A 24,693-nucleotide genomic window follows, 5' to 3' on the forward strand; every position below is an offset into this window, starting at 1 on the left:
TTAAACATGGCTTACTTGCTTAGTTTCAGAGCTCCAAACAGTGGATCACATATTTATTTCCTGCTGATGAGCTTAAAATTAGAGAATTTAACATATGAACGGTATGGCCCGTAGGTGCTATGGTAAAGGCCGATTTGCAGATCAGCACCGTTTAAATCAGGCCTTAATACCGGACTTCCGGGCAGATCAGTCCAATGTATGCCGTCACTACTGCTCCTGATGTAAAACACATCACCCGATTTTTGGATCTGCAGGTAGCGGTTATAATTCCAGCCGGTTTGGGTATTGGTTTGCATCCGGTCGCCGGTTTTAAAATTGGTGAGCATATTGCCGCAATTCCAGGCCGGGAAAATGCTGTTCTGGATCAGGTTTTCGCTCCCTTCCGTACCGTGTTGTTTCGCTTTGCGTACCATCAGGCCCATATCACTGTTGCCTGCTACCTTTTTTTCTTTAAGGCCACTGACGTCAGTTACCTCGACCTCTGCTACGAAATCATCTGAAACATTACTGTATAAAAATGGCCCGTAAGGCAGGTTGCCATCCCAGTTCGAACCTTTTGATTCCAGAGTTAGCACGCCGTCTCCTATAAATACCTTATCATCCGGCTTATCTCCACCGCTAATTAAACTATTCCATATAGTGCCGGCTGTGCCATCGGTTACGAAATTCCGTTTAGTTGCAAACCCATCCGCAATAACATTAAATAAGGACGAAGTCGTATTTACAGGCAATGCCGCGGTTTTTGGGCTTACATTACCATAATTGTCTTTAACTTTAAAAGAGTAGCTATAATTTTTACCGGCTGCAAGCCCATAACTCACATAATGCGGATCGGCCTGCCAACCGCTTGATTTGCTGCTGTCTGCCTCGTTAATAAAATCATACTGAAGATTTGATTTTATTAACGAGGCATATTCCGGCGCCTCCATTTCAACCATACCGGGCGTCACAGCCTTCGGAATAGTTTTGAACGCAAACGAACCTGCTACGGGCGAATGATAGTTTTGTTTCCAACCAAGGCTTAACTGTTTAATTTCCGTCGATGATAAACGATGTTTAAAGAATACAAGATTGGCTATTGCACCATTAAAACCATCGCCCAGCAAAAGCTCGCCAATAAGCTTATCTGCATTTGACATTGTTGAAACCAGGACGCCATCCACATATAATTTAGCGGCATTGCCGCTAACAGTTTTTATGACGTAATACCAATTTCCTCCGCTTAAATATTTACCGGCATTAACTAAAGGTTCTGCGGATGATTTTGATTTTAGTATTGCCCCATTTTGGGAAGATGTGCTTTGATAAACACTTAAAGCTATGCTATAACCATCTTTGCTATTGACCGAATGATCGTTCTTGAATACGAGTGAGCTTTTATCATTAAAATTAACGGCTATTTTCCCTTTAATATCAGTTACTACCGCGGCTTGTCCGGTAGCGGATAGGAAAGCACCGCCCGCATCGCCATTATTTGCCCATTTTTGAAGCGGCCCGTAACTTAGTTTGGAAGCATCGAGGTAAACGGAGATATCTGACTTTGCAGGATGTAAAGCCCATTGTTTAATAACGCTATCGGCCACCGGCTTGTTATAAACTTTAACTGATGAAATAGCACCTGAAAAATATGCTGAACGGTTTGTTTTTGCCCCGATAATGAATTTATCTGCAAGCTGTAAGAAAAGCATTTTGTTTTCTGTATTGTTAAGTTCACCGTCAACAAACACCTTTTCGAACGAACCATCAAAAGTAACCACTACCTGGTGCCATTTCCCGGCGGCAGGCATGCTTTTGTATTGAAAGTCAGAAACGCCAAAATGTTGTACGGCACCGGCTGTTTTATTGCTTCCGTAGCCAAAAGTAGCGGTGCGATGATCCGATTCGCCGTTTGTCCAGCTTAATACCGGGTTTTCGTCTTCGATCTGGTCGGTGTAAACCTCATATGCTACTGTATAACTGTTATTACCCGCAAGTGAACGGGGTACTGACACCGTTGATTCGAGCGATTGCGTACCGTTAAACAACAATGCCTTTTTACCTGCAATGATATCGATAACCGGAGGTTTACCTGATGCTGTAAAACTACCGCTCAAGGCACCTTTGTTTGCCCATTGACTTACCGCTTCGCCGGCCTGAAAATTATCAGCGTTTAGGTTTACCAATAAACCCTCTTTCTCGTTTGAAACTGCAGCCTTTGATATTTCTTTTTTATCGGCCGGATCAACGTTTTCGGTTACCACGCGCTCGCCGTAAACTTTTACGTTCCATATCGCTTTGTATAAACCCGGATATTCTGTGCCGGTAATTGTTAAGCGGATAAACCGGCCCTGCACATTTCCTGAATCTACCATCGGCGAGCCATGTTGCTTATTCTTTGTTCTATCAGCAAAAGGCTTCCAGGTTTTACCATCTACCGATGATTCTACCAGGTATTGATAGTACCAGGTTGCGTATTCAAATTGCGTTAACACTTGCTGCACCGTTTTTACCGAACCTAAATCGATGGTGATCCAGGCCGGGCTACGACCGTTATCAGCCGGTTTCCATAGCGTGCCGTTATTGTTATCAATCGCAAATGACGGTTTATAATTTTCGTTATAGTAAGATGAAGCGGTTACCCTTTTCTGATAAGCCTCATCAGGAACATTAATGGTATTTTTTCCTAATAACCCGACGCCAAGATGGGTAGGAACAATCTTTTCAATATTACCATCTGCATCAAACACGATCTTATCCGCACAAACCTGCCTGTGGTAGCCGCCATTAGAGTGCGGGTTATTATGCCTGTGATATACCATATAAAAATCATCCCCAACCTGCACTACCGACTCATGGCCCGGTCCGTGGATAGTTCCGTCATGATTAGTACTTAGCACCGGGTTGTTTTTGCCGAACTCAAATGGCCCCATTGGTCCGGTTTTGCTGATGGCGTATTGTACCCGATAAGTAGAATCCTCACAAAGACCGGATGAATAGGTAAAGTAGTAGATGCTCTTACGTTTAAACATAAAAGGCGCTTCAAAAAAATCTTTAGCAATAGTATTGGGAATCTTGACCGTTTTGGCAAAAGTGTGCATATCTGCGTTTAACAAACCCACACCACAACCATGATCGGGGTAAATGCCCCAGGTACCCCAAAACATATAGATCTTGCCGTCGTCATCTTTAAAGGTTTGACCATCGAGGGTAATCACCCCTGGGATAAAATAATTGGGGATCATTGATTTGCCATCGGGCAGTAAGGGCGTCCACGGCCCTGTAGGGCTTGTTGACGAAGCTCCATAAATATCAACCGGCTGGCAGTAATACATGTAATACTTGCCGTCGTTTCCATTAATTACATCGGGAGCCCAATAGTAATTGGAGGTTGGCCAGTTCATATCATGCATGGTCCAGTTCACAAAATCTTTGGATGTCCAAACCTGCGATGGCCCGTGCCCTCCACCGTTGCCATCGGTGGTAGCATAAATGTAGTAGGTATCGCCAAACTTGCGTACAGTTGGGTCGGCAAAGTAGCCGGGAATAATAGGATTACCATTACCCGGCTCTGTTGCTGATTGTTGCTGTGCAGAACTGTTTAAAACAGCCATACACAAGGAAAAGAAAACTATTAACTGAAATTTTCGCATTGTGTTACCTACCCAACAAAATTAATTATGTGCTAACTCATCGGTGTTTCTTGCAGGCGGCTCTGCATTAAGCAGGTGCTTTACAAAAAAGTCGCGTTTCTTTTTACGACCATACGGGCCGCCATCGCTATGCCCCATACCGGGTACCACCAGCAGATCAAACATTTTATTGTTTTTGATCAATGCATCTGCAAAACGGAAAGTTGATTCGGGCGGAACATTGTTATCGGCCTCACCTACTATTAGCATCAAATCGCCCTGTAATTTACCGGCGTTGGTTATGTTTGATTGCTGCTCGTAATGCGGACCAACCGGATAGCCCATCCACTGTTCGTTCCACCATTGTTTATCAATGCGGTTATCGTGACAGCCACAGGCAGATACCGCAGCTTTATAAAATTCCGGATGAAACAACAAGGCTCCCGCCGAATTTTGCCCACCTGCTGAAGTGCCATAAACACCTATCCTGCTGATATCAACCTGCGGATACTTTGCCGCAAGCGCCTGCATCCATAAAATACGGTCGGCGAAACCGGCATCAGCAAGGTTGTGCCAGCATACATCATGAAAAGCTTTTGAACGGTTGGCCGTACCCATGCCATCCATTTGTACCACAATAAAACCCAGCTGGGCTATACTTTGCATTTCGTTAACAACCGAAAAGCTTTTAGGAACAAATGAATCCTGCGGACCGGCATAAATGTTTTCAATTACCGGATAGCTTTTGTTAGGATCCATATTTGCCGGGCGATATACCACGCCCCAGATATCCGTCTTTCCATCCCTTGCCTTGGCAACAAACACTTCAGGGAGTTTGACGCCGGCAGCTAAAAGACCGGTCAAATCGGCATGTTCAAGCGCCATAACCGTTTTCAGGTCGGCAGTGTTTTTGATCACAATGCGGGGAGCTATATTAACTTCCGAATACGTATCGATGTAATATTTTCTATCGGGCGAAAAGCTTAGGCTATGGTTGCCCTTTTCGGGCGTTAGGTCAACAAGGTTTTTACCATCAAAACCAATGCGGTAATAGTGCATGAAATAAGGATCTTCACCTGCATTTTTACCGCTTCCCTTAAACCAGATCTGCCTTTTCTTAACGTCAACGCTGTCAATATCACGTACTACCCAATCGCCTTTGGTTACCAGCTTTTCTTTGCCGCTCAATTCATCAACCAGGTAAATATGACGCCATCCGTCCTTCTCGGTGATCCACACAATCTCATGCATTTTCGAGGCATAATAAGTGTAGATCCTTTGTTCATAAATAAAAGTATTTGTTTTTTCATCAATGATGCTGCGGGTTTTGCCGGTAGTAATATCTACCTCAATAACCCTGAAACGCTGGTGGCCCCGATCTGCTTTTTCATAGGTAAAATAACGGCTGTCGCCATCGCGCCAATGCAATCGAGGCGCACCAAAAAAATCTATCTTTTCAGCATCGGTTTTTATCGCGCTTTTATCGGTGATATTGAATATATACTGCTGATACGCGGTAAACTCATCGCCCGGCTGGTCATACTCGTGCGATTTCAGTACCGCCCGCGTAGTCCCCGGCACCGAACTGAGCAGGTAATAAACTTCTTTTGTTTTTTTTGGGTCGATACGATAGCCGACAATGTGCTTACTATCCGGCGACCAGCTCAATTCGCCGTAAGGTTTATCTAAATTACCATCAGTAGTTAACTTGATTTCAGTTGCGTTCTTTAACGACTTAACAATAATGTTTCCGCCTTTTACAAAGGCTGTCCATTGCTTATCGGGCGATACAGAATCGGTAGTAGCATTTTCCCAACGGTAATGGCGCTCCTGCAGCGGTTTCTCGTTATCATAACTTTGGTGTACGGTGTCGGTAGTTTTGTTACATTGCAGTGTGCTCAGATCGCACTTAAGCCAGGTATTATTTGTTTTAAAGGTAGCCTGCTTTTTATCAGCGCTAAAAAACATATCGTCAATTTTAAAGTTACTATCCTTTATGGTTTTGCCTGTTATTTTGCTTACCTCCGGGCTTAGCTGGCTGCTTTCAAAAATGGTTTTCTTAGTCCCTTTTTCAGGATCAACCAAAACATAAGCGGTTTGGTTGCCTGCTATTCTTTTGCCGTACCAGAACTGATTACCATCCACCTGCCAATTGGGTTTAACGTTGGCAACATAGGGGATCTTTTTTAAGGCAGAATCAAGCGCATCGGCCGCTTTGTAGTTTTGCAGTACTTCTGCGTGGGTGGGGTAATATGGAGTAGCTTTTTGTTGAGCTTCGGCTGATTGACCTGCAGCCCCTAAAAAAATGGTTAACAGTAAATATTGGTGGTACCTTGTCATAAGTTATAGTGTTAGGTAAAGTTACTCAACACCAAACGATTTGTATTTCCATAAATTAACACATCATAGCAGGCATTTAACAAATCGGCCCGCACCTTCCGGATGCGGCCCGATTTGTTTGGTTAATCCCTTTTTGCAAGTTCAAGCGCCCTTCGCTTAAATTATAAAATAACTAAACGTCCACGGCAAAGCCGGTAAGGCAGTCGAGGGGGTTAACAGGGTTAACAAAAATTCGATTTTTACATTATAAAAATCTGAAAATCAATTTATTAATCAACAGACAGGGTTACCCCTAAATCCACCGCTTAGTTGAAGCTGGGTGGCCGACAGCTTAAGAGATTAAACAAACAAAGGATTTAAAAAATCTTATGCAAGTTCAAGCGTCCTTCGCTTGAATTAAAATTTAAGGTAAGCGTCCACGCTTACTTATTTTAACGTTTTACTTAAGCGTAGACGCTCAATCAAAGCAAACGACCAAGCGTGGACGCTTGACCGTGCGGGTAGTATTCATTGCCGTTGGTTTTAACCAACGGAACATAAGCAATCAAATAAAAGGCTTTAGTAAAATCCAATTGAAGAGTTTGGGGCTAAAGCCCGGGTCGTTTATTCTTTTTCACCGTTGGTTAAAACCAACGGCAATGAATAACAGATATAGATTTACCGATTAGCAGATTTCTCTATCCTCTTAAAGCCTCAATTTCTTCCCGTGTTTTAGGCAAATATTTACCTAATAACTGGCTACATGTATCCGTTATTAAAAAGTTATCCTCGATACGGATACCGCCGAAATCACGATAGGTATTCAACACATCGTAATTAATAAACTCAGCGAATTTCTTTTCGGCCTGCCAACGATCTATCAGTTCGGGGATGATATAGATACCCGGCTCTACGGTAAGCACATAACCTGCTTCCAGTTCGCGGCCTAACCTCAATGATTTTAGACCGAAAACAGCAGTTTCCTTTTTCAAGGTATCGGTATAGCCAACGTATTGCTCGCCTAAATCTTCCATATCGTGGGTATCCATACCCAGCATGTGACCTAAGCCGCATTGAAAAAACATAGCATGTGCCCCGGCAGCAACAGCCTCTGCAGGATCACCTTTCATCAGGTTTACCGCTTTCAGGCCCTCGGTCAGTTTCTGACAAGCTTGTATATGCACATCTTTGTACCGTACGCCCGGTTTCAGCATACTGATGGCATGATCCATTGAATTTAAAACCACATCATACAACTCCCTTTGGCGGGTACTGAACTGCTTGCCTACCGGGAAGGTACGCGTTAAGTCTCCACCGTAGTGCATGGCGTTTTCGGCACCGATATCGCTTAATACCATATCGCCCTCTTCCAGGATATTGCCGTAGTAATGCGTATGCAACGTTTGACCGTGTTTAGTGATGATAGCCGGGTAACCTAAGCGTGAATCATTGGCTATGGCCACTTCATGCGCTTTGGCAACCAGTTCATACTCCCTGATACCCGGACGGGCATATTTCATTACTGCCAGTTCCATGTCAACGCTTATGGATACGGCTTTCTCTATCTCGGCAACCTCAAGCGGGGTTTTGATCACCCTTTGGGCTATTACGGCTTTCACCAGTTGCAATGAAACGCGACCAGCCACATCTTCCAGACTGGTATTTAACCAATCGGCCAGTTTGATTTTATTTTCCGGGCGATAAAGCGGCAGGATATGAACCGGGCGGCTACCAGTAACCGCCTTGTGGATATAATGCTTTACATCGGCATAAGGCCTTGTTTGAGAAACGCCAACCAGCGCGGCCATTTCACTAACAGATGGCAAAGTACCTGTCCAGACGATATCATCAATGGTAAGGTCGTTTCCAAATATCACTTCCTCACCTGTATCGGTGTCAATGATAGCTGCTAAACCCGCTACATCAAGCCCGAAGTAATATAAAAAGCTGCTATCCTGCCTAAACAGGTAGGTATTGTCTTTATAGTTCATGCTGCTATCCTCGTTTCCTAACAAAACGAGGATGCCGTTAGCGCCCATGCTTTGTTTTAAAACATTGCGGCGCTGTACGTAAACCTGCTGATCAAAAAGTTGAAGTTTCATAATGCAAAATTAAACATGCCGGCTCTGTTCAGGAACCGGCATGTGCAAGTATAATTTAAATTTGATTATCTGATGATGATTAACGGCTCACTATTTCTTCCATTCGCCATCACACAAGCGCCAGATATTTGTTGGGTTGGCCTGTTGTAAAGCTAAAGGCAATAATGAATCCGGGCAGTTTTGGTAGCAAACCGGGCGAACCCATCGCTTAGCAGCATTGACACCTACGGCAGTGAAACGGCTATCGGTAGTGGCCGGGAACGGACCACCATGCACCATACTGGCACAAACTTCAACACCTGTTGGTACGCCGTTAAACAATACCCTGCCCGCTATGGTCGGCAATAATTGCAATAGGTTGGAGTGGCCCGCAAAATCCTCATCGGTGCCCATTACAGTGGTAGTGAGTTGACCTGATACTGATTTTAATACTTTGATCAGTTCCTGCTCATCTTTGCAAACTACCATTAATGAATATGGCCCGAACACCTCTTCGTGCAATAAATGATTTTCAAGGAAAGTTTCGGCGCTTACGAGGGCGATGGTTGGCTGAGCCTCAATGTCAATAGCTTCAGTAGCTGATTTTACTACGCTCGTTATGCCTTCCTGCTCCAAAGCAGCATGGCTCTTTTTTTCGTAAGCAGAATGGATGCCGGCATGCAGCATCTTGGCTGGTTTAATACCTTCGATACCATTACCCAACGACTTATAAAAATTATCAAGGCCTTCACCTTCAATAGCAAGCATTAAGCCCGGATTGGTACAAAACTGACCAACACCTAAAGTAATGGAACCTGCATATTGTGCAGCCAGATCGGCGGCATTTTTATTTAGAGTATCCGGTAAAAATATAACCGGGTTTATGCTGCCCATTTCTGAAAATACCGGGATAGGCTTTTTGCGTTCTGATGAATATTGCAGCAATGCCAGTCCGCCAACAGTTGAACCTGTAAAGCCAACGGCAGCGGTATCATCTGCCTGAACCAATGCTTTACCGCTTTCAAACGAAGTGCCGTGCACATGTTGAAAAACATGCTTGGGCATATTGCTGCTCGCTATCGCTTTTTTAATAGCCTGGTAAACCATTTCAGACGTTTCGGCATGGGCAGGGTGGGCTTTTACCACTACCGAACAACCTGCACCCAGCGCGCTTGCAGTATCGCCACCGGCGGTTGAATAAGCGAATGGGAAATTACTTGCACCAAAAACAACTACCGGCCCCAGCGGAACAAGCATTTTTCGGAGATCCGGGCGTGGCAATGGTTTTCTATCAGGTAAGGCGGTATCAATACTCGCCTCAACCCAGCTGCCTTCGCGCAGCATCCCTGCAAACATGCGCAGCTGACCGGTGGTACGGGCACGCTCGCCGGTTAAACGGGGTAGCGGGAGGTTGGTTTCTTCGGATGCTTTTTGCAGCAGGGCGTCGCCTACTGCTTCTATTTCATCAGCAATAGCTTCTAAAAACAGGGCCTTTTGTTCGGCGCTTGTTTTTTGGTAAGCCTCAAACGCGCTTTGCGATTGCTGCATGATGATATTTATTTCTTCGGTGCTTTCTTCTTTAAAGTTGTTAGCCATGCCAGATATTTTAGTAAAAAACGAGGGCTTACGCCACTATTTTGCGCAAGCAAATATATTTAACCTTTTTATGATGTGCACTGAACATTCCTAACCAGTTATAGCAGGATTTTATCTTATTTACACATCGCAATCTCAAAACAGATTAAAAAACGGTCAAGACGTCCGGTATTCAACAAGCAGATAATAGTCTTGTTTACATCAATTTATAAAACCTTACCCCATGCGCGGGGATATTACATGATATAGCGGTAATATTTTTGGCGAGATCCTTTTGCTGCCAGAGATCCCGCACTATTTTAACCTTGCCCATATGGATTTTCTTAAAATCAAGCGTATACTTCGCGTATTTTTCACCAAGATTGAAAACACCTATAGCCTTGCTGCCATCTGCCAGTTGTTTAACCCAAACCTGAATTTGCTTATCATTAATCATGCGTACGGCCTGATTGCCTGCCACATCCTGATCAATGGCAATTACCTCTCGATTTTTTAACAGGTTGAGGGTAAACTCATCAAGCTTATCCATGTCACAGCCAATAAGCAGGGGTGCCGATAAAAGGCTCCATAAGCTCATGTGGGTATATTGCTCATAAGGGGTCAGATTGGTTTGGTGCAGATTTTCGCCCCAACCCACCCTGCCTAAAATAAGCATATCGGGGTCGTTCCAGCCTCCCGGCCCGGCATAGGCCGCGTTATTGGTTTGGCTAAAACCGATGCCGTAAAGGCTTTCCCAGGTATCGGTAATGTCCTCGGTTGTACGCCATAGGTTGCCATTCATTTTTGTGCCCCACTTCCAAACATCTTTGATACCGTACTGGCAAATGCTGTAAATAATATCCCGTGGTTGCTTTGCCAGTTCATCGCGCATGACCATGTATGGCTTTTGCTGGACGAACAGCGTTGTGTCACCTGCCGTTTGGTCGGAATAGCTGCACAGATCGTATTTTAGATAATCTACGCCCCAATTAAAATAGGTGGCAGCATCCTGCCCTTCATGCCCTAACGAGCCCAGGTATCCACCACAGGTTTTAGCACCTGGCGATGAATAAATACCAAACTTTAATCCCTGTTGATGAAGGTATGTACCAAGGGCTTTCATATCCTGAAATTTTTCATTTGCGGCTATTTCTCCGTCTGGCTTTCTTGCAGGCGCCTGCCAGCCATCATCCACATTAATCGAGTTCCACCCGTAATCGGTAAGACCTTTATCAACCATGGCTTTCGCCGATAGCCTCACCTTTACGTCGCTCACATTTAATCCCCAGCAATTCCAGCTGTTCCAGCCCATGGGTGGGGTAAGAGCCAATAACTTGCCCGATTTAATAGTTAGTGTCCGTTCACTTCTTCCTAAAGTATTGCTTACGGAAACTGAGACTTTGTAATCTCCTGATTTTGGTGCAGTACCGGTTATAATTCCCGTTTTATCATCCAACGATAAACCTTGAGGCAAATTCTTAACCATATATTTCAACGGCTTTTGCCCGCTTGCTGCAATTTTATAAAGTACCGGCGAGCTGGGATGAACGCCTAAAACCGAAGATCCATTAATCATTGGCTTTAAGGATGCTTTAGGAGTAAGTAAATACGGCGCTATTTCGGCAAAGGCTTTGGTCTTGCCCGATGCTGCTTCGGTAAACTCGTAAAACAGTTTAATGCCTTCACGATGCGGGAAGGTAAGCGTATAGGTTTCCTTACCCAACGACGGCAGATTTGCATTTACAGTTTTTTCAGCGATTGTTTTTTCAGTAACCTCATCGATTATCTTATAGTGAAACTTGCCTGTGATATTGGTTTTAAAGCTATTGACTACAGTTAATTTTCGTACCGACTGTGCATTTGGTAAAAAGCTAATGTCTGTTTGGGTAAAAACAATACCGTCAAATTTTTCCAACATATCAATGTAAGGATTTCCCATAAAAATACCCCCCGAGCCGCCGCCGTCATATACTTTAATGGCTATGATATTTTCTCCGTCCCATTTAATAGCCGCGTCATTTGCAGCAACGCAATAATTACGCACGGCAGGCCATTTACTTACATAACCGCCCTTATCCTCGGGAAAAGCTCCGGTTTTGCCGATCAGTTTGCCGTTAAAGTAAGTTTCATCGGCATCGTTAACATGGGCAAGGAATACCCGCAAGCTATCGGCCCACACGGCCTGCTTTTTTAATGAAGATGGAATTACCACATGAATGCGGTACCAGGCAAAGCCATGATAATCCGGGTAGCCCTGCTCCTGCCATACGTCGCCAACTTTAATATTTTTCCAATTGGTATCGCTGGAGCCGGCTTCTTTCCAGGCGGCATCATTCCCGGTAGAGAACTTTGCAGTGCTCAGCTTAATAAAATTTCCGTTTTGAGCATGAACTGCTATGGCAATAGTTATAAGCCATAGCAGCGATAAGATCTTTTTCATGAATTGATATAGTGAATGTTCCTGATCTATACACTTTCAACCGGGAGTTCGGCGCTTTTGCGTTGTTTACTGCCACTTATCAGGTAGTAAACCGGGATGCCCGTTAAAGTAATGATTAAGCCAGGGTACGTATAAGCAGGCTTATATTTGATCAATAACAGGCAAAAAGCAATACCCATGATGATATAAATAACGGGGAGTACCGGGTAGCCAAATGCTTTATAAGGCCGCTCGGCATTGGGCATTTTTTTGCGGAGGATAAAGATCCCGATGATGGTAAGCACGTAAAAAACAACCACCACAAACGAGATCATATCCAGTAAATCACCGTACTTGCCGCTCAGGCTCCACAGGCAGGCAAAAACACACTGCAACCACAAACCAAAACCCGGTACCGAGTTTTTATTAAGCGTACCCACTTTTTTGAAGAAAAGCCTGTCTTTAGCCATGGAGTAGTAAACCCTCGCTCCCGACATGATAAGCCCGTTATTACAACCAAAGGTTGATACCATGATGAGCAAGGCAATGATCACCGTGCCCGAACTGCCAAAAATATGCTGCGAAGCAACTACGCCTACCCTATCCTTATCGGCACTGGCAATGTCATGCAGGGAAAGTACGCCGGTATACATCACATTGGTTAAAATGTAGATCACCGTTACGATCAACGTACCCAGCGCCAGACTTAAACCGATATTCCTTTTCGGGTTTTTGATCTCGCCGGCAATAAAAGTAACGTTGTTCCAGGAATCGCTGCTGAATATGGAGCCCACCATGGCCGATGCTATTGCGCCCAGAGCAGCAATGGTGGTGTACGAAGCAATAGAACCATTTGCGCTGAGGCTATGCATGCTCCAGGCATTTTTCCAGTTCTCGTTCCATACCGAAGCTTTTAAAGAAAACAGACCAAACACAATTAAACCCAGCAAGCTCAGCAGCTTGGCCATGGTGAAAATAGTTTGCACAATTTTGCCGCTATTAACACCCCGGGTATTAATATAAGTTAAAAATACGATCACTAAAATGGAAAGCAGTTGCGCCGGTGATATGGTAACGAAACCCAGATCAATAGCAACAAGGCTTTCACTCAATTGGGGGATGAGATAAGCTGTAAACTTGGCAAAGGCCACGCCCACGGCCGCAATAGTAGCCGTCTGGATCACCGTGAAAAAACTCCATCCGTATAAAAAACCAACTAACGGACTGTAAGCTTCCTTCAGGTAAACATACTGGCCGCCCGCCCTTGGGAACATCGCACTCAATTCGCCATAACTTAAGGCAGCAGTGAGGGTCATAAAACCGGTGATAAGCCACACAAATAGCAGCCAGCCTGCACTGCCCACATTGCGGGTAATATCCGCGCTCACAATAAAAATACCGGAACCTATCATACTGCCCGCCACCAGCATGGTGGCATCCATTAACCGCAACGAAGGCTTAAAAGAAGTGCTGTTCTCCATATGTTTTATATAAAAGCTTAAAGCTAAAGGCACAAGGCTTAAAGCTGATAACCTTATTAATAGTTTTTGTGATTATTTAGCTCCGAAATCGTAGAACTTCCAGCTTGTTGTAAAATCTTTAGTTAATGCCTGGTTAGTTAACGTTGCACGAAGCATCTCAACCGGGATCAGGTTTTCTTTAATTGTGGCATCATGAAATTGCTTGTAAGTCATCTTACCGCTGTCAACCAGTTCTTTCCTCAATTCTGTCAACTGTAAACCACCCAGTAGGTAGGCTACCTGGTAAAGCGGACTATAGCCGCCTTCAAACGAGCGCCTTACCTCGCCCGCAGCGTTGGCACGTTCATGTCCCACACGGTCAACCAAAAAGTCGATACATTGCTGCGGTGTCCAGTTGCCTAAATGGTAGTTGAGCGAAAATATGATCCTCGCGCAACGGTGCATGCGCCAGAATAGCATACCAACACGTTCTTCGGGGGTTTTAGCAAAACCTTTATCATATAACAACAGCTCCCAGTACAACGCCCAGCCTTCAACCGCAAATGGGGTACCGAAATCCTGACGATAGGCTTTGTAGCGGCTGTTCATAAAATATTGCAGGTTATGACCGGGGATCAATTCATGCTGCACAGTTCCTCTTGAAAAATATGGATTGTTGCCGCGCATGCTCATCAGTCTGTCGTCATATTGCATGGTATTGGTTGGGTACGAGATACTGATTTCCTTTCCGCCTGTAAAAAACGGGTTAACCAATTGCCTTTGCGGCGACATCATTACCATGCCCCAGGTTTCTTCGGCCAGTGGCGGTATCGTGATCAAGTCGCGCTCTTTGATAAAGCTTAGCGCATCGTTATATAATTTAACAATTAGTTCGGGCTGATGGCCTACCGGTACGTAGCTGTTCTTTACTTTTTCGAGGGCTTTCTTCCAGTCGCTGCCAAAACCCATTTCCTGAGATGCTTTCAGCATTTCCTTATCGCACCAGGCAAACTCCTTGTTGGCAAGCTTGATAAGCTCTTCGGGCGTGTAAGGGATCATTTCGGCTTGCAGCTGGTTAATCAGCTCTTGCCTGCCAATGGGTACGCCTTTGATACCGCTGCTATCGCTTTTTTGGCTGGTGTTCAGCTTTCCTTTACTAATGGCTAACTCGCTGTACCTTTCCAGCGCATTATCAACGGCCCTATACGGCTCAGGTACCCACCAGGTAAACCATGGATCGTATTTATTATAAAAACCAAAAAAGTCCTTTAAACGACCTTTTAAGCCCACTAATGCAGCTTTGGTCATTTTTGCTACAGGCATATCTACCGAAGGAAGTTTATGATACGCCGTCGTATCTGCTTTAAGTTCTTTCAAGATCTTATTTAGATCGCCTGCAACCTTTTCGCCATCCACAAACGTTCCGCGGCGGCGTTTTTGTTCAAGCGCGTAGATCTCATTGGCGAATGAAATGTATTTTGCAGCCTGGCTGTACAGGTCATCTTCTTTCTTCAGATCTTTCAGATCAAAGTTGATGCGTTTTTTCAGCAGGATATAATCAACCTTGCCATAAATACTCAGGGCGTTAAAATCGGTTTGATCAAGTTGTTTCAGATAATCATTATCAACTTCAGTTAATCTTTTACGTTGTTCGGGCGAATTAAGCACATCCTGCTTATACTGATCTTCACCGCGCTCATTAACGTTGTAGGGTGAATAGAAGTCGCGAATGGCATTTATATCCTGCCCATATCTGATAATGGTACCGGCAATTTCGCTGGTTTGTTCATACAAATTGCTTGCCGGGGTTGTCTGCGCATTTGCAGTCAGAGCAGCAAAAGTAAGGGCATAAAAAGCCAAACCTTTTATGGTTGTTTTAGTATTAATTAGCACGATATATTTTGGTTTGAGGTAAGAAAATTAAAGCAGCTATTAGCTTGCAGCCCTGTTCAGGCTGATGAGGTTGTTGTTATATGAATCGAGATAGCCGCGTGGCGAATTACCAATTACGCATTTAAACACCCGGTTAAAGTTGGTTATACTTTTAAAACCACACTTATAAGCTACCGTATTGATGCTTTCAAATTTATGTGCGATCAATTTTTTGCAGGCCTCATTGATCCTGATCTCGTTCAGGAACGAAATAAAAGTATGACCGGTATGCTTTTTAAAATATCTGCAAAACGACTCCGGCGTCATATAGGCTACCTTAGCAACATCCTCAAGCGTAATAGGCTCGCTGTAGTGCTGCATGATGTAGTTATAGATATTACCAATCCTGATCCCCTCGTTTTCTGTGATGCCCGGCAGGTTACCATATGTTGATAAAGGATCCAACTTGCTCTTGATATTGGTAAGCCCTTTGAGCAGATGAAAAAACTGGATCAGCTGATCGGGACCTGAAGCCTTTTGCAGCGCGATCATAATCTGCGATACTTTGTCAACAACAGAATGCGGCAATTTAAACCCCTGCTGGTGCTGCTGCATAAATATCAGGCTTGGCTTTAACTCAGGTAAATTAAACAGCGGCGCCAAAGCCCCTTCCGGGTTAAAAAATATGGTAAGCGCTTCTATTTGTTTGTTGGCATTGGGCGCAAAGTATTCGGGGTTACTTTTAAACACATGCGGCAGGTTAGCCCCTATTAAAAACAAATCGCCTGCAGAGTAATCATGCATGTTATTTCCTGCAATCAAAGTCCCCTCACCCTGTTGGATCCAGGTAAGCTGAATTTCTTTATGACGGTGCAGGTAGGGGTAATGGTAAGGCAAGCTAACCTTTTCTGCTATCACACTTTTATCGTGCGGAACCGGGATAGTAAATTGTAAAACTTTCATCTGCTACTTGATTATCACTTGTTGAATTTACAATTACTTAACTTAATTTGCTAATAAATGAAGTTAAAAGGATAAAATACGGGCAATATTTGATAATTTATGGTTGATACAGGTGCCAAAATTGACCGAGAAACCGCTTTTTATCCAACAAATAGAAAGTAAATTAAATGTTATATAAACAATTAAAATCAAAATTATAGGCACCACAGCCACTATTTGGCCGAATAAAATATTTTTAATTGTACAGAATACAACTATTGTACATTCTACACTAACTATGCATTTTACGCAGAAAACCCATTTTTTAACCTGTTTTTTATGATGCAGGTAATAAAACAAGCTCCTGTTAACGCAAAAAAACCGCTCATCAGGGGTGAATGAGCGGTTCCGTTTTCCGGCAAAACCGGAAGGGTAATCAATTGTTTAAATTAAGATCTTTCAGGGGCAAATTCTTTAATATCGATAGAGCTTGGTTTGCCCGAAATAATTTCATTTGCCAGCAATCCGGTTGCTGCCCCCAGGCTAAGCCCCATCATACCATGACCGGTAGCCACAGTAAGGTTGCTATATTGTTTGCTCCTGCCGATGTATGGTAATCCATCGGCAGATGAAGGCCGGAAACCGAACCAAATGTCCTTTTGTTCGGGAACAGCAGGTTTTAAACCAGGAAAGTATTTTGGCACCGATTCAACAATACCTTTAACACGGTTCATGTTGATACGGTCGTTGATCTTGTCAAGTTCCATAGTACCACCATAGCGTAAACCACCATTCATTGGGGTGATGGCAACCCTGGCTTCGGCCAGCAGTGCGGGGATGTGCATGGTGTCGCTATCGTCTTTTACGTTAAATGAATAACCTTTGCCCGGCATCAGCAATATTTTTAAACCCAACAATCTGCCAATGGCCGGCGACCATGAGCCGCCTGCAATAATATATTCATCTGCTGTAAATTCTTCATTTCCTGCCAATACCTTACTTACTTTACCAACTTTGGTTTCAATTTTAGTAACCTCTTTATTGGTAAGCAATTTTACGCCAACAGCTTTCAGATGTTTGATCAACGCAGCCATCAGTTTATTTGGCGAAAGATGGGCATCGCAACGGTAATGTACCGCGCCCAACACATCAAGCTCAAGCTTTGGTTGCAGTTTTTTACAATCATCAACACTAAGCACGGCCATATCCAAACCTAATTCCCTGCCCTTTTCGGCCATATGCGCCTCTTCCTCGCCGGCTTTTTCGGTTTTGTAAAACATCAGGATACCTTTTTTAACCAGGTCAAAATCAAAGCCTGGCTCTTTGCTCAGATCTTCATAAAGCTTTTTGCTGAGCAGGGAAAGCTCCGTTAAAGGAACAGCCGATTTTTCAACGTGCGCGGCATTCGCTTTCTTTAAAAATTTTAATCCCCATGACATCAGTTCAGGGTTTAAAGATGGCTTTACGTAGAACGGACTTTTGCTGTTAAACATCCACTTAATGCCCTGCGAAACCATACCCGGAGTTGCCAGCGGAATAAAATGGCTCGGCACTATCATTCCCGCGTTACCATATGAGCAACTGTCTGTCATGTCGCCTTTATCAAGCACAGTAACCTCATGCCCGGCCTTTTGTAAATAATAAGCCGAACTAAGCCCTACTATCCCACCTCCTATTATCAGCACCTTTGCCATTTTTATTTTAAGCTGAAAGCTTAAGGCGAAAAGCCGAAAGCTTTTATTTAGAAAATTATTAATTAAAAGAGTTAAACACCAACGTCATTGCGAGGAACGAAGCAATCCCCGAACTATACAGGACGGACCTGCTAATCGGGGATTGCTTCGTTCCTCGTAATGACGCTTTGGCATATCGCTATATCACATGGAAACCATGAGCATACGGATCGTCATCATCTATTTTGATGGTATTGTAGCCATAAACTTTAGCCCAGCCTTCTACACTTGGTATAATGGCGTCGATATCATTGATCTTCACCACGTCCTCAACCCTGCCGGTAAATTTACTGCCTATGATGCTTTCATGAATAAAAGACTCACCTACTTTCAATTTACCTTTGGCAAACCACTGCGCCATACGGGCCGAAGTACCGGTTCCGCAAGGCGACCTGTCGATAGCTTTATCACCGTAAAACACGGCGTTACGTGCAGTAGCATCTTCAGATAGTGTAGCACCCGCCCAAAGGATATGTGTACAGGTATTAATTGTAGGATCCTGTGGATGCACAAACTGGTATTTTTCGTTAATACGTTTACGCAACACCTGGCTCCAGGCAATCAGTTGACCAGCTGTATAATGCTCGATGCCTTTAAAATTAGGCTGAGGATCAACAATGGCGTAATAGTTACCACCATACGAAACGTCGATAGTAAGTGTGCCAAGGTCAGGGCACTCAACCTCTAAATCAGTCGCAGCAAGATATGCGGCCACATTTCTGAGTTTTACCGAAGTTACCTTTTTGCCCTCCTGCTTGTACTCAATCAATACAAGCCCGGCAGGTGCTTCCATGCGTACAATACCCGGAGTTTTAGGTTGGATCAACCCTTCCTCAATAGCTATGGTAATTGTGCCGATAGTTCCGTGACCGCACATTGGCAAACAGCCGCTTGTTTCGATAAACAAAACAGCAATGTCATTTTCCGGGTCATGAGGCGGATACAGGATACTGCCCGACATCATATCATGACCGCGGGGTTCAAACATCAGGCCCGTCCTGATCCAGTCGTACTCCTTTAAAAAGTGCTGACGTTTCTGGCTCATGTTGTCGCCTTTTAGCGTTGGGCCGCCGCCGGCCACCAACCTTACGGGATTACCGCAGGTGTGTGCATCAACACAAAAGAAAGTTTTACTTGCCATATGCAATTATAACGCTACCTCAGTCAATTTACCCCAGCTTCCAACAGGCAATTCGGGCCTTGCAGCAAGTGCATCATTAATAATTTTTTGAACTTTTTCGCGCTCAGCACCAATTAACGGCAAACGTGGCGCACGTACATTTTCGGTACCTATACCGGTTGCAACCTCGGCCAGTTTAATGTATTGCACCAATTTAGGGTGGATATCCAGCTCAAGCACAGGTAAAAACCAACGGTAAATGGCCAAAGCCTCATCATACCTTTTTGCTTTAACCAAACGGTAAATAGCAACAGTTTCTTTAGGGAAAGCGTCAACCAAACCGGCAACCCAACCATCAGCGCCCATCACAAGACTTTCCATAGCCAGGGGATCAACACCGGTAAAGATCTTGAACCTTTCGCCAAAACGGTTGATCATACGGGTAACGTTTGATACATCGCGGGTTGATTCTTTTACCGCCTGGATATTATCATAAGCAGCAAGTTGTTCAAACATATCTAAAGTAACCTCAATCTTATAATCAACAGGGTTATTGTAGATCATGATCGGCAGTTCGGTACTTTTTGCAATAGTTGTAAGGTAAGCAACGGTTTCGCGGGCTTCGCTATTATAACGCATAGGCGGCAGCAACATCAGGCCGTCGGCACCTTTATCAAATGCTTTTTGAGCATAAGCAACAGCCGCTTTAGTGGTTTGCTCGGCTATGTTTAATATAACCGGAACTTTTCCTTTAACAAACTCAACGGTGTGGGCAAGCAGCGCGAATTTTTCGTCGTCGCTTAAAACGCTTGCTTCGCCTAATGAGCCGCCTAATATAAATCCGTCAACACCGGCCTCAAGCTGGGCGTTCAAGTTTATATCAAAAGCATCAAAATCAAGTTCGTCATTATCTGTAAATTTAGTAGTTACTGCAGGGAGTACGCCTTTCCAATCAAAAGTTATCATTGTATATTATTTTTCACAAAATTAAGATAGTACTTATTATCGTTTATTTAACAATTTAGCAGACACTAACCGTATTTTAACCTATAATGTCACTTACCGGCAAAGTGCCTGCTAAATAATGCCTATTGTGCATCCCACCAAACCCTGTCGGTAAGCTTAGCGCTTTGTACCGGCTGCGGGTTTGAGGTCATTTCCGACTGCGGATACAACACCCTGCGCGGAATATCCGACAATGCATTTTTTACTTTGGTTAAGGCCGGATAGCCTGTACGCCTCCAATCGGTATAGTTCTCCATCGACAGGAAGTTAGCTATAACCTTTTCTTCAATAATAAGCTGCATGGCATTGGCACTGGTCAATGTTCCTCTTGAAGCTAAATAAGTATTTACATCAGCATCAGCAATACCCAATTTTGACATGTGCGATTTAACAGCAAGCAAATAAACCGGTTGCGCCGCAGTTGCTCCTGATAATACAAATGTAGCTTCGGCTTTTAAAAATAACGCTTCGGAGTAAGTAACAATATAGTTATTTGAGCTTGCGCTTGCATAAAAAGCCCCACCCAAAGAGTATGATTCCAAACTGCCAATATCTTCTGAGCCAATTACCCTTCCGGTATATAACCCACCTTCAATTGCCGGAGCTACCATTTTTGATACGCGGGGATCTTTCCGGGCTGCAAAACCATCAACAAATGTTGAAGCTAATACAAGTGTTGAGCCAGGCAGGAAGTTCTGCTGCCATGGGTTTTCGGCGCCAGCACCGCCGGTAAAAGGCATTTTCATATCATCATCATTACTTACCATGCCATTTTCAAGAGCAGTAAGCGCCAGCTGTGCCTGTGCAGCAGCTGTATGCCCCGGAGCTTTGGTTAGGTGCATGTAATAACGTGCCTTTAAGGTATAAGCTGCCTTTTTCCATTTGCTCATATCGCCTGCATAGTAAAAGTCATCACCTGTAGGTACGGTGGTAGTGTTTTTGGCAATATCGGCAATGGCGTTATCAAGCAGGGTTTGGATTTGTGCATACACAGATTCCTGGCTGTCATAAGTTGGGGTAAGGTTACTTACACCCTGAAAACCTTTTGAAAACGGAACATCGCCCCAAACATCAGTAGCTGAACCAAGTGTATAAGCCAGCAGGATCTTTGATATGCCTGCGTAATTTGCATTACCATCGGCCTCAGCTTTTTTATTTAGCAAAACAAGATTGTTCATTACCTGCGTATAAAAGTTGTACCAATCGCTGTCCATGTCCTGGTGGTACATGAGGTAGGTACCAAAGTTTGGCGGTACCTGGTTTAAAGCTATTACCTGCAGGTATTGCTGCAATACTATAGCAAGGTTGGCGCCGCCCGCGGCAGTAATATTTTGTGATATGGCAGCTTCAACGGGTGCAAGGATCAGAGATTCTTTAACATCTATAGGCCTGTTAGGATCGTGGTTTACATCAATGTATTTTTTACAACCCGTAAAACTTACCAACGCGCATGTTACTAACGTGATATATTTATTTTTCATGACAATTTCTTATTAATGATTTAAATTATAGGGTAACTTTCAGACTAAAATCAACAGACTTTGAGGTTGGGGTTGAGAATGAATAGATACCCTGTGAGCCGTTTGCTGCGCCAAATGAGCTAACTTCGGGATCACCGCCGGTAAAGTGTGGTGCGTGGATCCAAAGGTTACGGCCGGTTACACTAAATGTTGCCGATTTGAAAGGGCTTTTACTTAACCATGATGGATTTAAAGTATAGCCTAAGCTAATATTACGCAGTTTAACATAGCTGCCATCCTGAATAACTGACTCTAATACGCTATTTGCGCGCTGATAGTAGGCCTGGCCGTTTACAGCTATTGTATTAGGCTGACCTGTAGTTGCGTTTACACCGTCAACCACGCGGGGACCGCGGTTTTCTGTAACTTTTGGTGTTCCGTAAAAGTAGCCGTAGCCATCAACATTGTTCTGGATGTCGCCGCCTCGCTTGATATCAAAGAAAAAACTAAAGTTGAATTGTTTATACCTGAAATTATTATTGATACCACCAAGCCAGTTAGGGTTAATATTACCTACTATGCCCTGGCTATCATCAGCGTATGGCAAGCCCGACTCATCAATTAATAATTTTCCTGCCGCATTACGTGCATAACGTGTACCGTAAATAACGCCGTAAGGCTGCCCAACTATAACATTGGTAAAGCCATTGCCAATTAATTTCAGGTCTTGATAAATAGACAACACTTTGTTCCTGTTACGGGTAAAGTTTAAAGTGAGGTCCCAGTTAAAGTCGCGGCTTTTTATAGGCGTAACATTTAATAGTATCTCAATCCCCCTGTTACGCATCACAGCTGAATTTACACTGGTTGCAGAATAACCGGTTGACGGGGCAAGTGCTACGTTAGGTATAATACCATCAATGGTTTTTTTGCTGTAGAATGAAGCCTCAAGGCTGATCCTGTTATTAAAGAATCCTGCTTCAAAACCGGCTTCAAATTCGTTGATACGCTCGTTTTTAAGATTGGGGTTGCCAAGCACATCGCTGATTAAAAAACCAGCCTGCTGGCTGTAAGGGAAAGTAAGGTTCCGGATGGTGGCTTTGTTATAAGGCGTTTGCAAACTATATGCACCAATGCTGCCATCATTACCTACCGTACCATATGAAACCCTCACTTTACCCAGGTTCATAACTTTTGAAAGTTCAGGGCTAAAAAACTCTGAAAATATAAAACTGCCCGCGGCAGAACCATATGGGTAAAAGCTATGATCTATTGAAAGTACCGAGTTACCATCATACCTGCCGGTTAATGATAATAACAGAAACCGCTTATATTCAATATTTGATTGCAGGTAAAAACCAACTTTTCGCTGCAATGATGATCCCTCACTATAGCTAACTGTTGATGCAGAAGCCATATTATACAAACCTGGTACAGTTAACCCAACACCATTTGCGTAAGTGTTTTCATTATAGGTGGAGATAAGGTTATTACCCAAAACAACATCTACATTGAAATTGCCAAACTGCTTGTTAGCACTGATCAATAAATCATTATTGTACTGGCGATAAGTAAGATTCTGATCAACCAACCTGCCATTAGGATTTGATACCGATTGAGTTGACTCATGGTACCGGTCCATTTCGGTATAAACGTCAGCACCGAACCTTTCAGTAATAGTTAGCCATGATAAGGGCTTATAGTCGGCAGTGAAGGTTGGTAAAAACCTGTTAACACCAGAGTGGTTTTTGATATTGTCCAAAACCCAATATGGATTATTACGTGAAAAACGGTAAAGGCGCTGTGTACCATCGGCATTTAAATAAGGTTGCAGATTGTATGATACCGGCGCAGTAAAAATTGTCCAAACAGGGCTTTCCAGTGCATAGCCCTCAGGCATTCTGTCGTTTTGCGAATTAGAGTAATTTAACTGAAACGTTGTATTAAGATTTTTAAGCACCTGTGTGCTATATTTTGCAAAGAACGTATTACGTAAAAATTTGGTTGTTGGCACCGTGCCCTGCTGGTTAAAATTAGAGTATGATACCAGGTAGGTTGAATTACTACCGCCACCGCCTATGTTTACAGTATTATTGTAGGTGTGCCCCGTTTTAAAAAACAAATCGGACTGATTATAAACTTTTGCAGGCTGTCCGTTTATTTTTAAGGTATCCATACGTGCGCCCCATGATGTACTTGTTTTGTTACTACCCTCGCCGTTAAAGTAAGTTCCATTTGTACCTAATGAATATTTATTTTGGATTTGTGGCAGTAAAGGATTTTCATAAGAAAAATCAGAAGAAAAAGTTATCAGCGGTTTTTTATTCAAGGCGCCGTTTTTAGTAGTAATGATAACAACCCCATTAGCGCCCTTTGAACCATATAAGGCTGTCGCTGCCGCGCCCTTCAACACGTTCATGCTGGCAATTATTGATGGATCAATATCGGCTATCCTGCTTGTACCAGGACCAGTATTAAGGTTACCTGTTTCTGAGTTATCAACAGGCACGCCATCAATAACCATCAAGGGCTCATTAGTACCATAAATTGAAGATCCGCCCCTGATTACGATCCTTGCCGAACTACCAGGTGTACCAGATGAGCTTGTAACCTGAACACCGGCAACCTTACCAGCTATCGCGTTTACCAGGTTTGGCTCTTTTGATTGTGTTATCGATTCTGCCTTTACCTCTTGTGAGCTATAAGTTAAGATCCTTTTGTCGCGTTTTATACCAAGTGCAGTTACAACTACTTCGTTCAGCACTTTGTTATCTTCGGCCAAAGCTATGTTAATCTGCGCCTGGCCTGTAAGTTTAACTTCCTGTGTAGTAAAACCAATTGCAGTAACAATTAATGTCCCCTGCCCGGTATAGTTAAGGTTAAACATACCGCTGCCATTGGTAACAGCGCCTGCGCTTGTATTTTTTATTTTAACGGAAGCGCCAACTATAGGCTCGCCCTTCCCGTCGGTTACCTTTCCTTTTAATGTTACCGTTTGCGCGTATGTACTGTAACAAAACACAAACACACTTAGTAAAGGCAAAATGAACCTCTTTAGTAATTGTTTAAACTTCATAAATTAAATTTTGGGGTTAAAAA

At 43.6% G+C, this 24,693-nt stretch carries 13 protein-coding genes; all 13 read right to left on the reverse strand.

Going from position 1 to position 24,693, the window contains the following annotated elements:
* Positions 1-53: 53 nt before the first annotated feature.
* Positions 54-3,590, reverse strand: a complete 3,537-nt coding sequence (locus ABIC84_RS07950) for a family 43 glycosylhydrolase (protein WP_429263228.1) — start codon at positions 3,588-3,590, stop codon at positions 54-56.
* A 60-nt stretch (positions 3,591-3,650) separates the two neighbouring features.
* Positions 3,651-5,948, reverse strand: a complete 2,298-nt coding sequence (locus tag ABIC84_RS07955) for a prolyl oligopeptidase family serine peptidase (RefSeq protein ID WP_426581051.1) — start codon at positions 5,946-5,948, stop codon at positions 3,651-3,653.
* Between the two features lie 677 nt (positions 5,949-6,625).
* Complete coding sequence (locus ABIC84_RS07960; protein ID WP_426581053.1) at positions 6,626-8,029, reverse strand: aminopeptidase P family protein; 1,404 nt, start codon at positions 8,027-8,029, stop codon at positions 6,626-6,628.
* A 90-nt stretch (positions 8,030-8,119) separates the two neighbouring features.
* On the reverse strand, positions 8,120-9,604 hold the full coding sequence (locus ABIC84_RS07965) for an aldehyde dehydrogenase (NADP(+)) (RefSeq protein WP_429263229.1): 1,485 nt from the start codon (positions 9,602-9,604) through the stop codon (positions 8,120-8,122).
* A 196-nt stretch (positions 9,605-9,800) separates the two neighbouring features.
* Positions 9,801-12,023: a putative Ig domain-containing protein gene (locus ABIC84_RS07970; RefSeq protein WP_429263230.1), complete on the reverse strand. Its 2,223-nt coding sequence runs from the start codon at positions 12,021-12,023 to the stop codon at positions 9,801-9,803.
* A gap of 26 nt (positions 12,024-12,049) precedes the next feature.
* Entirely contained in the window at positions 12,050-13,483 is a 1,434-nt protein-coding gene (locus tag ABIC84_RS07975; protein ID WP_429263231.1) for an APC family permease, read from the reverse strand.
* A gap of 72 nt (positions 13,484-13,555) precedes the next feature.
* Entirely contained in the window at positions 13,556-15,355 is a 1,800-nt protein-coding gene (locus ABIC84_RS07980) for a DUF885 family protein (RefSeq protein ID WP_429263232.1), read from the reverse strand.
* Positions 15,356-15,394: 39 nt separating this feature from the next.
* Complete coding sequence (locus tag ABIC84_RS07985) at positions 15,395-16,297, reverse strand: AraC family transcriptional regulator (protein ID WP_091162996.1); 903 nt, start codon at positions 16,295-16,297, stop codon at positions 15,395-15,397.
* A gap of 428 nt (positions 16,298-16,725) precedes the next feature.
* Positions 16,726-17,970, reverse strand: coding sequence for an NAD(P)/FAD-dependent oxidoreductase (locus tag ABIC84_RS07990; protein ID WP_426581064.1), 1,245 nt, complete (start codon positions 17,968-17,970; stop codon positions 16,726-16,728).
* A 178-nt stretch (positions 17,971-18,148) separates the two neighbouring features.
* Entirely contained in the window at positions 18,149-19,150 is a 1,002-nt protein-coding gene (locus ABIC84_RS07995; RefSeq protein WP_429263233.1) for a 4-hydroxyproline epimerase, read from the reverse strand.
* Positions 19,151-19,156: 6 nt separating this feature from the next.
* Positions 19,157-20,095 carry a dihydrodipicolinate synthase family protein gene (locus ABIC84_RS08000; protein ID WP_426581068.1) on the reverse strand — a complete coding sequence of 313 codons (939 nt, stop codon included), beginning with the start codon at positions 20,093-20,095 and terminating at the stop codon, positions 19,157-19,159.
* A 122-nt stretch (positions 20,096-20,217) separates the two neighbouring features.
* Complete coding sequence (locus ABIC84_RS08005) at positions 20,218-21,615, reverse strand: SusD/RagB family nutrient-binding outer membrane lipoprotein (protein WP_426581070.1); 1,398 nt, start codon at positions 21,613-21,615, stop codon at positions 20,218-20,220.
* A gap of 25 nt (positions 21,616-21,640) precedes the next feature.
* Positions 21,641-24,670, reverse strand: coding sequence for a SusC/RagA family TonB-linked outer membrane protein (locus ABIC84_RS08010; protein WP_426581072.1), 3,030 nt, complete (start codon positions 24,668-24,670; stop codon positions 21,641-21,643).
* Positions 24,671-24,693: the final 23 nt, after the last annotated feature.

The sequence above is a fragment of the Mucilaginibacter sp. 3215 genome, from assembly GCF_050433785.1.
Lineage (GTDB): Bacteria > Bacteroidota > Bacteroidia > Sphingobacteriales > Sphingobacteriaceae > Mucilaginibacter.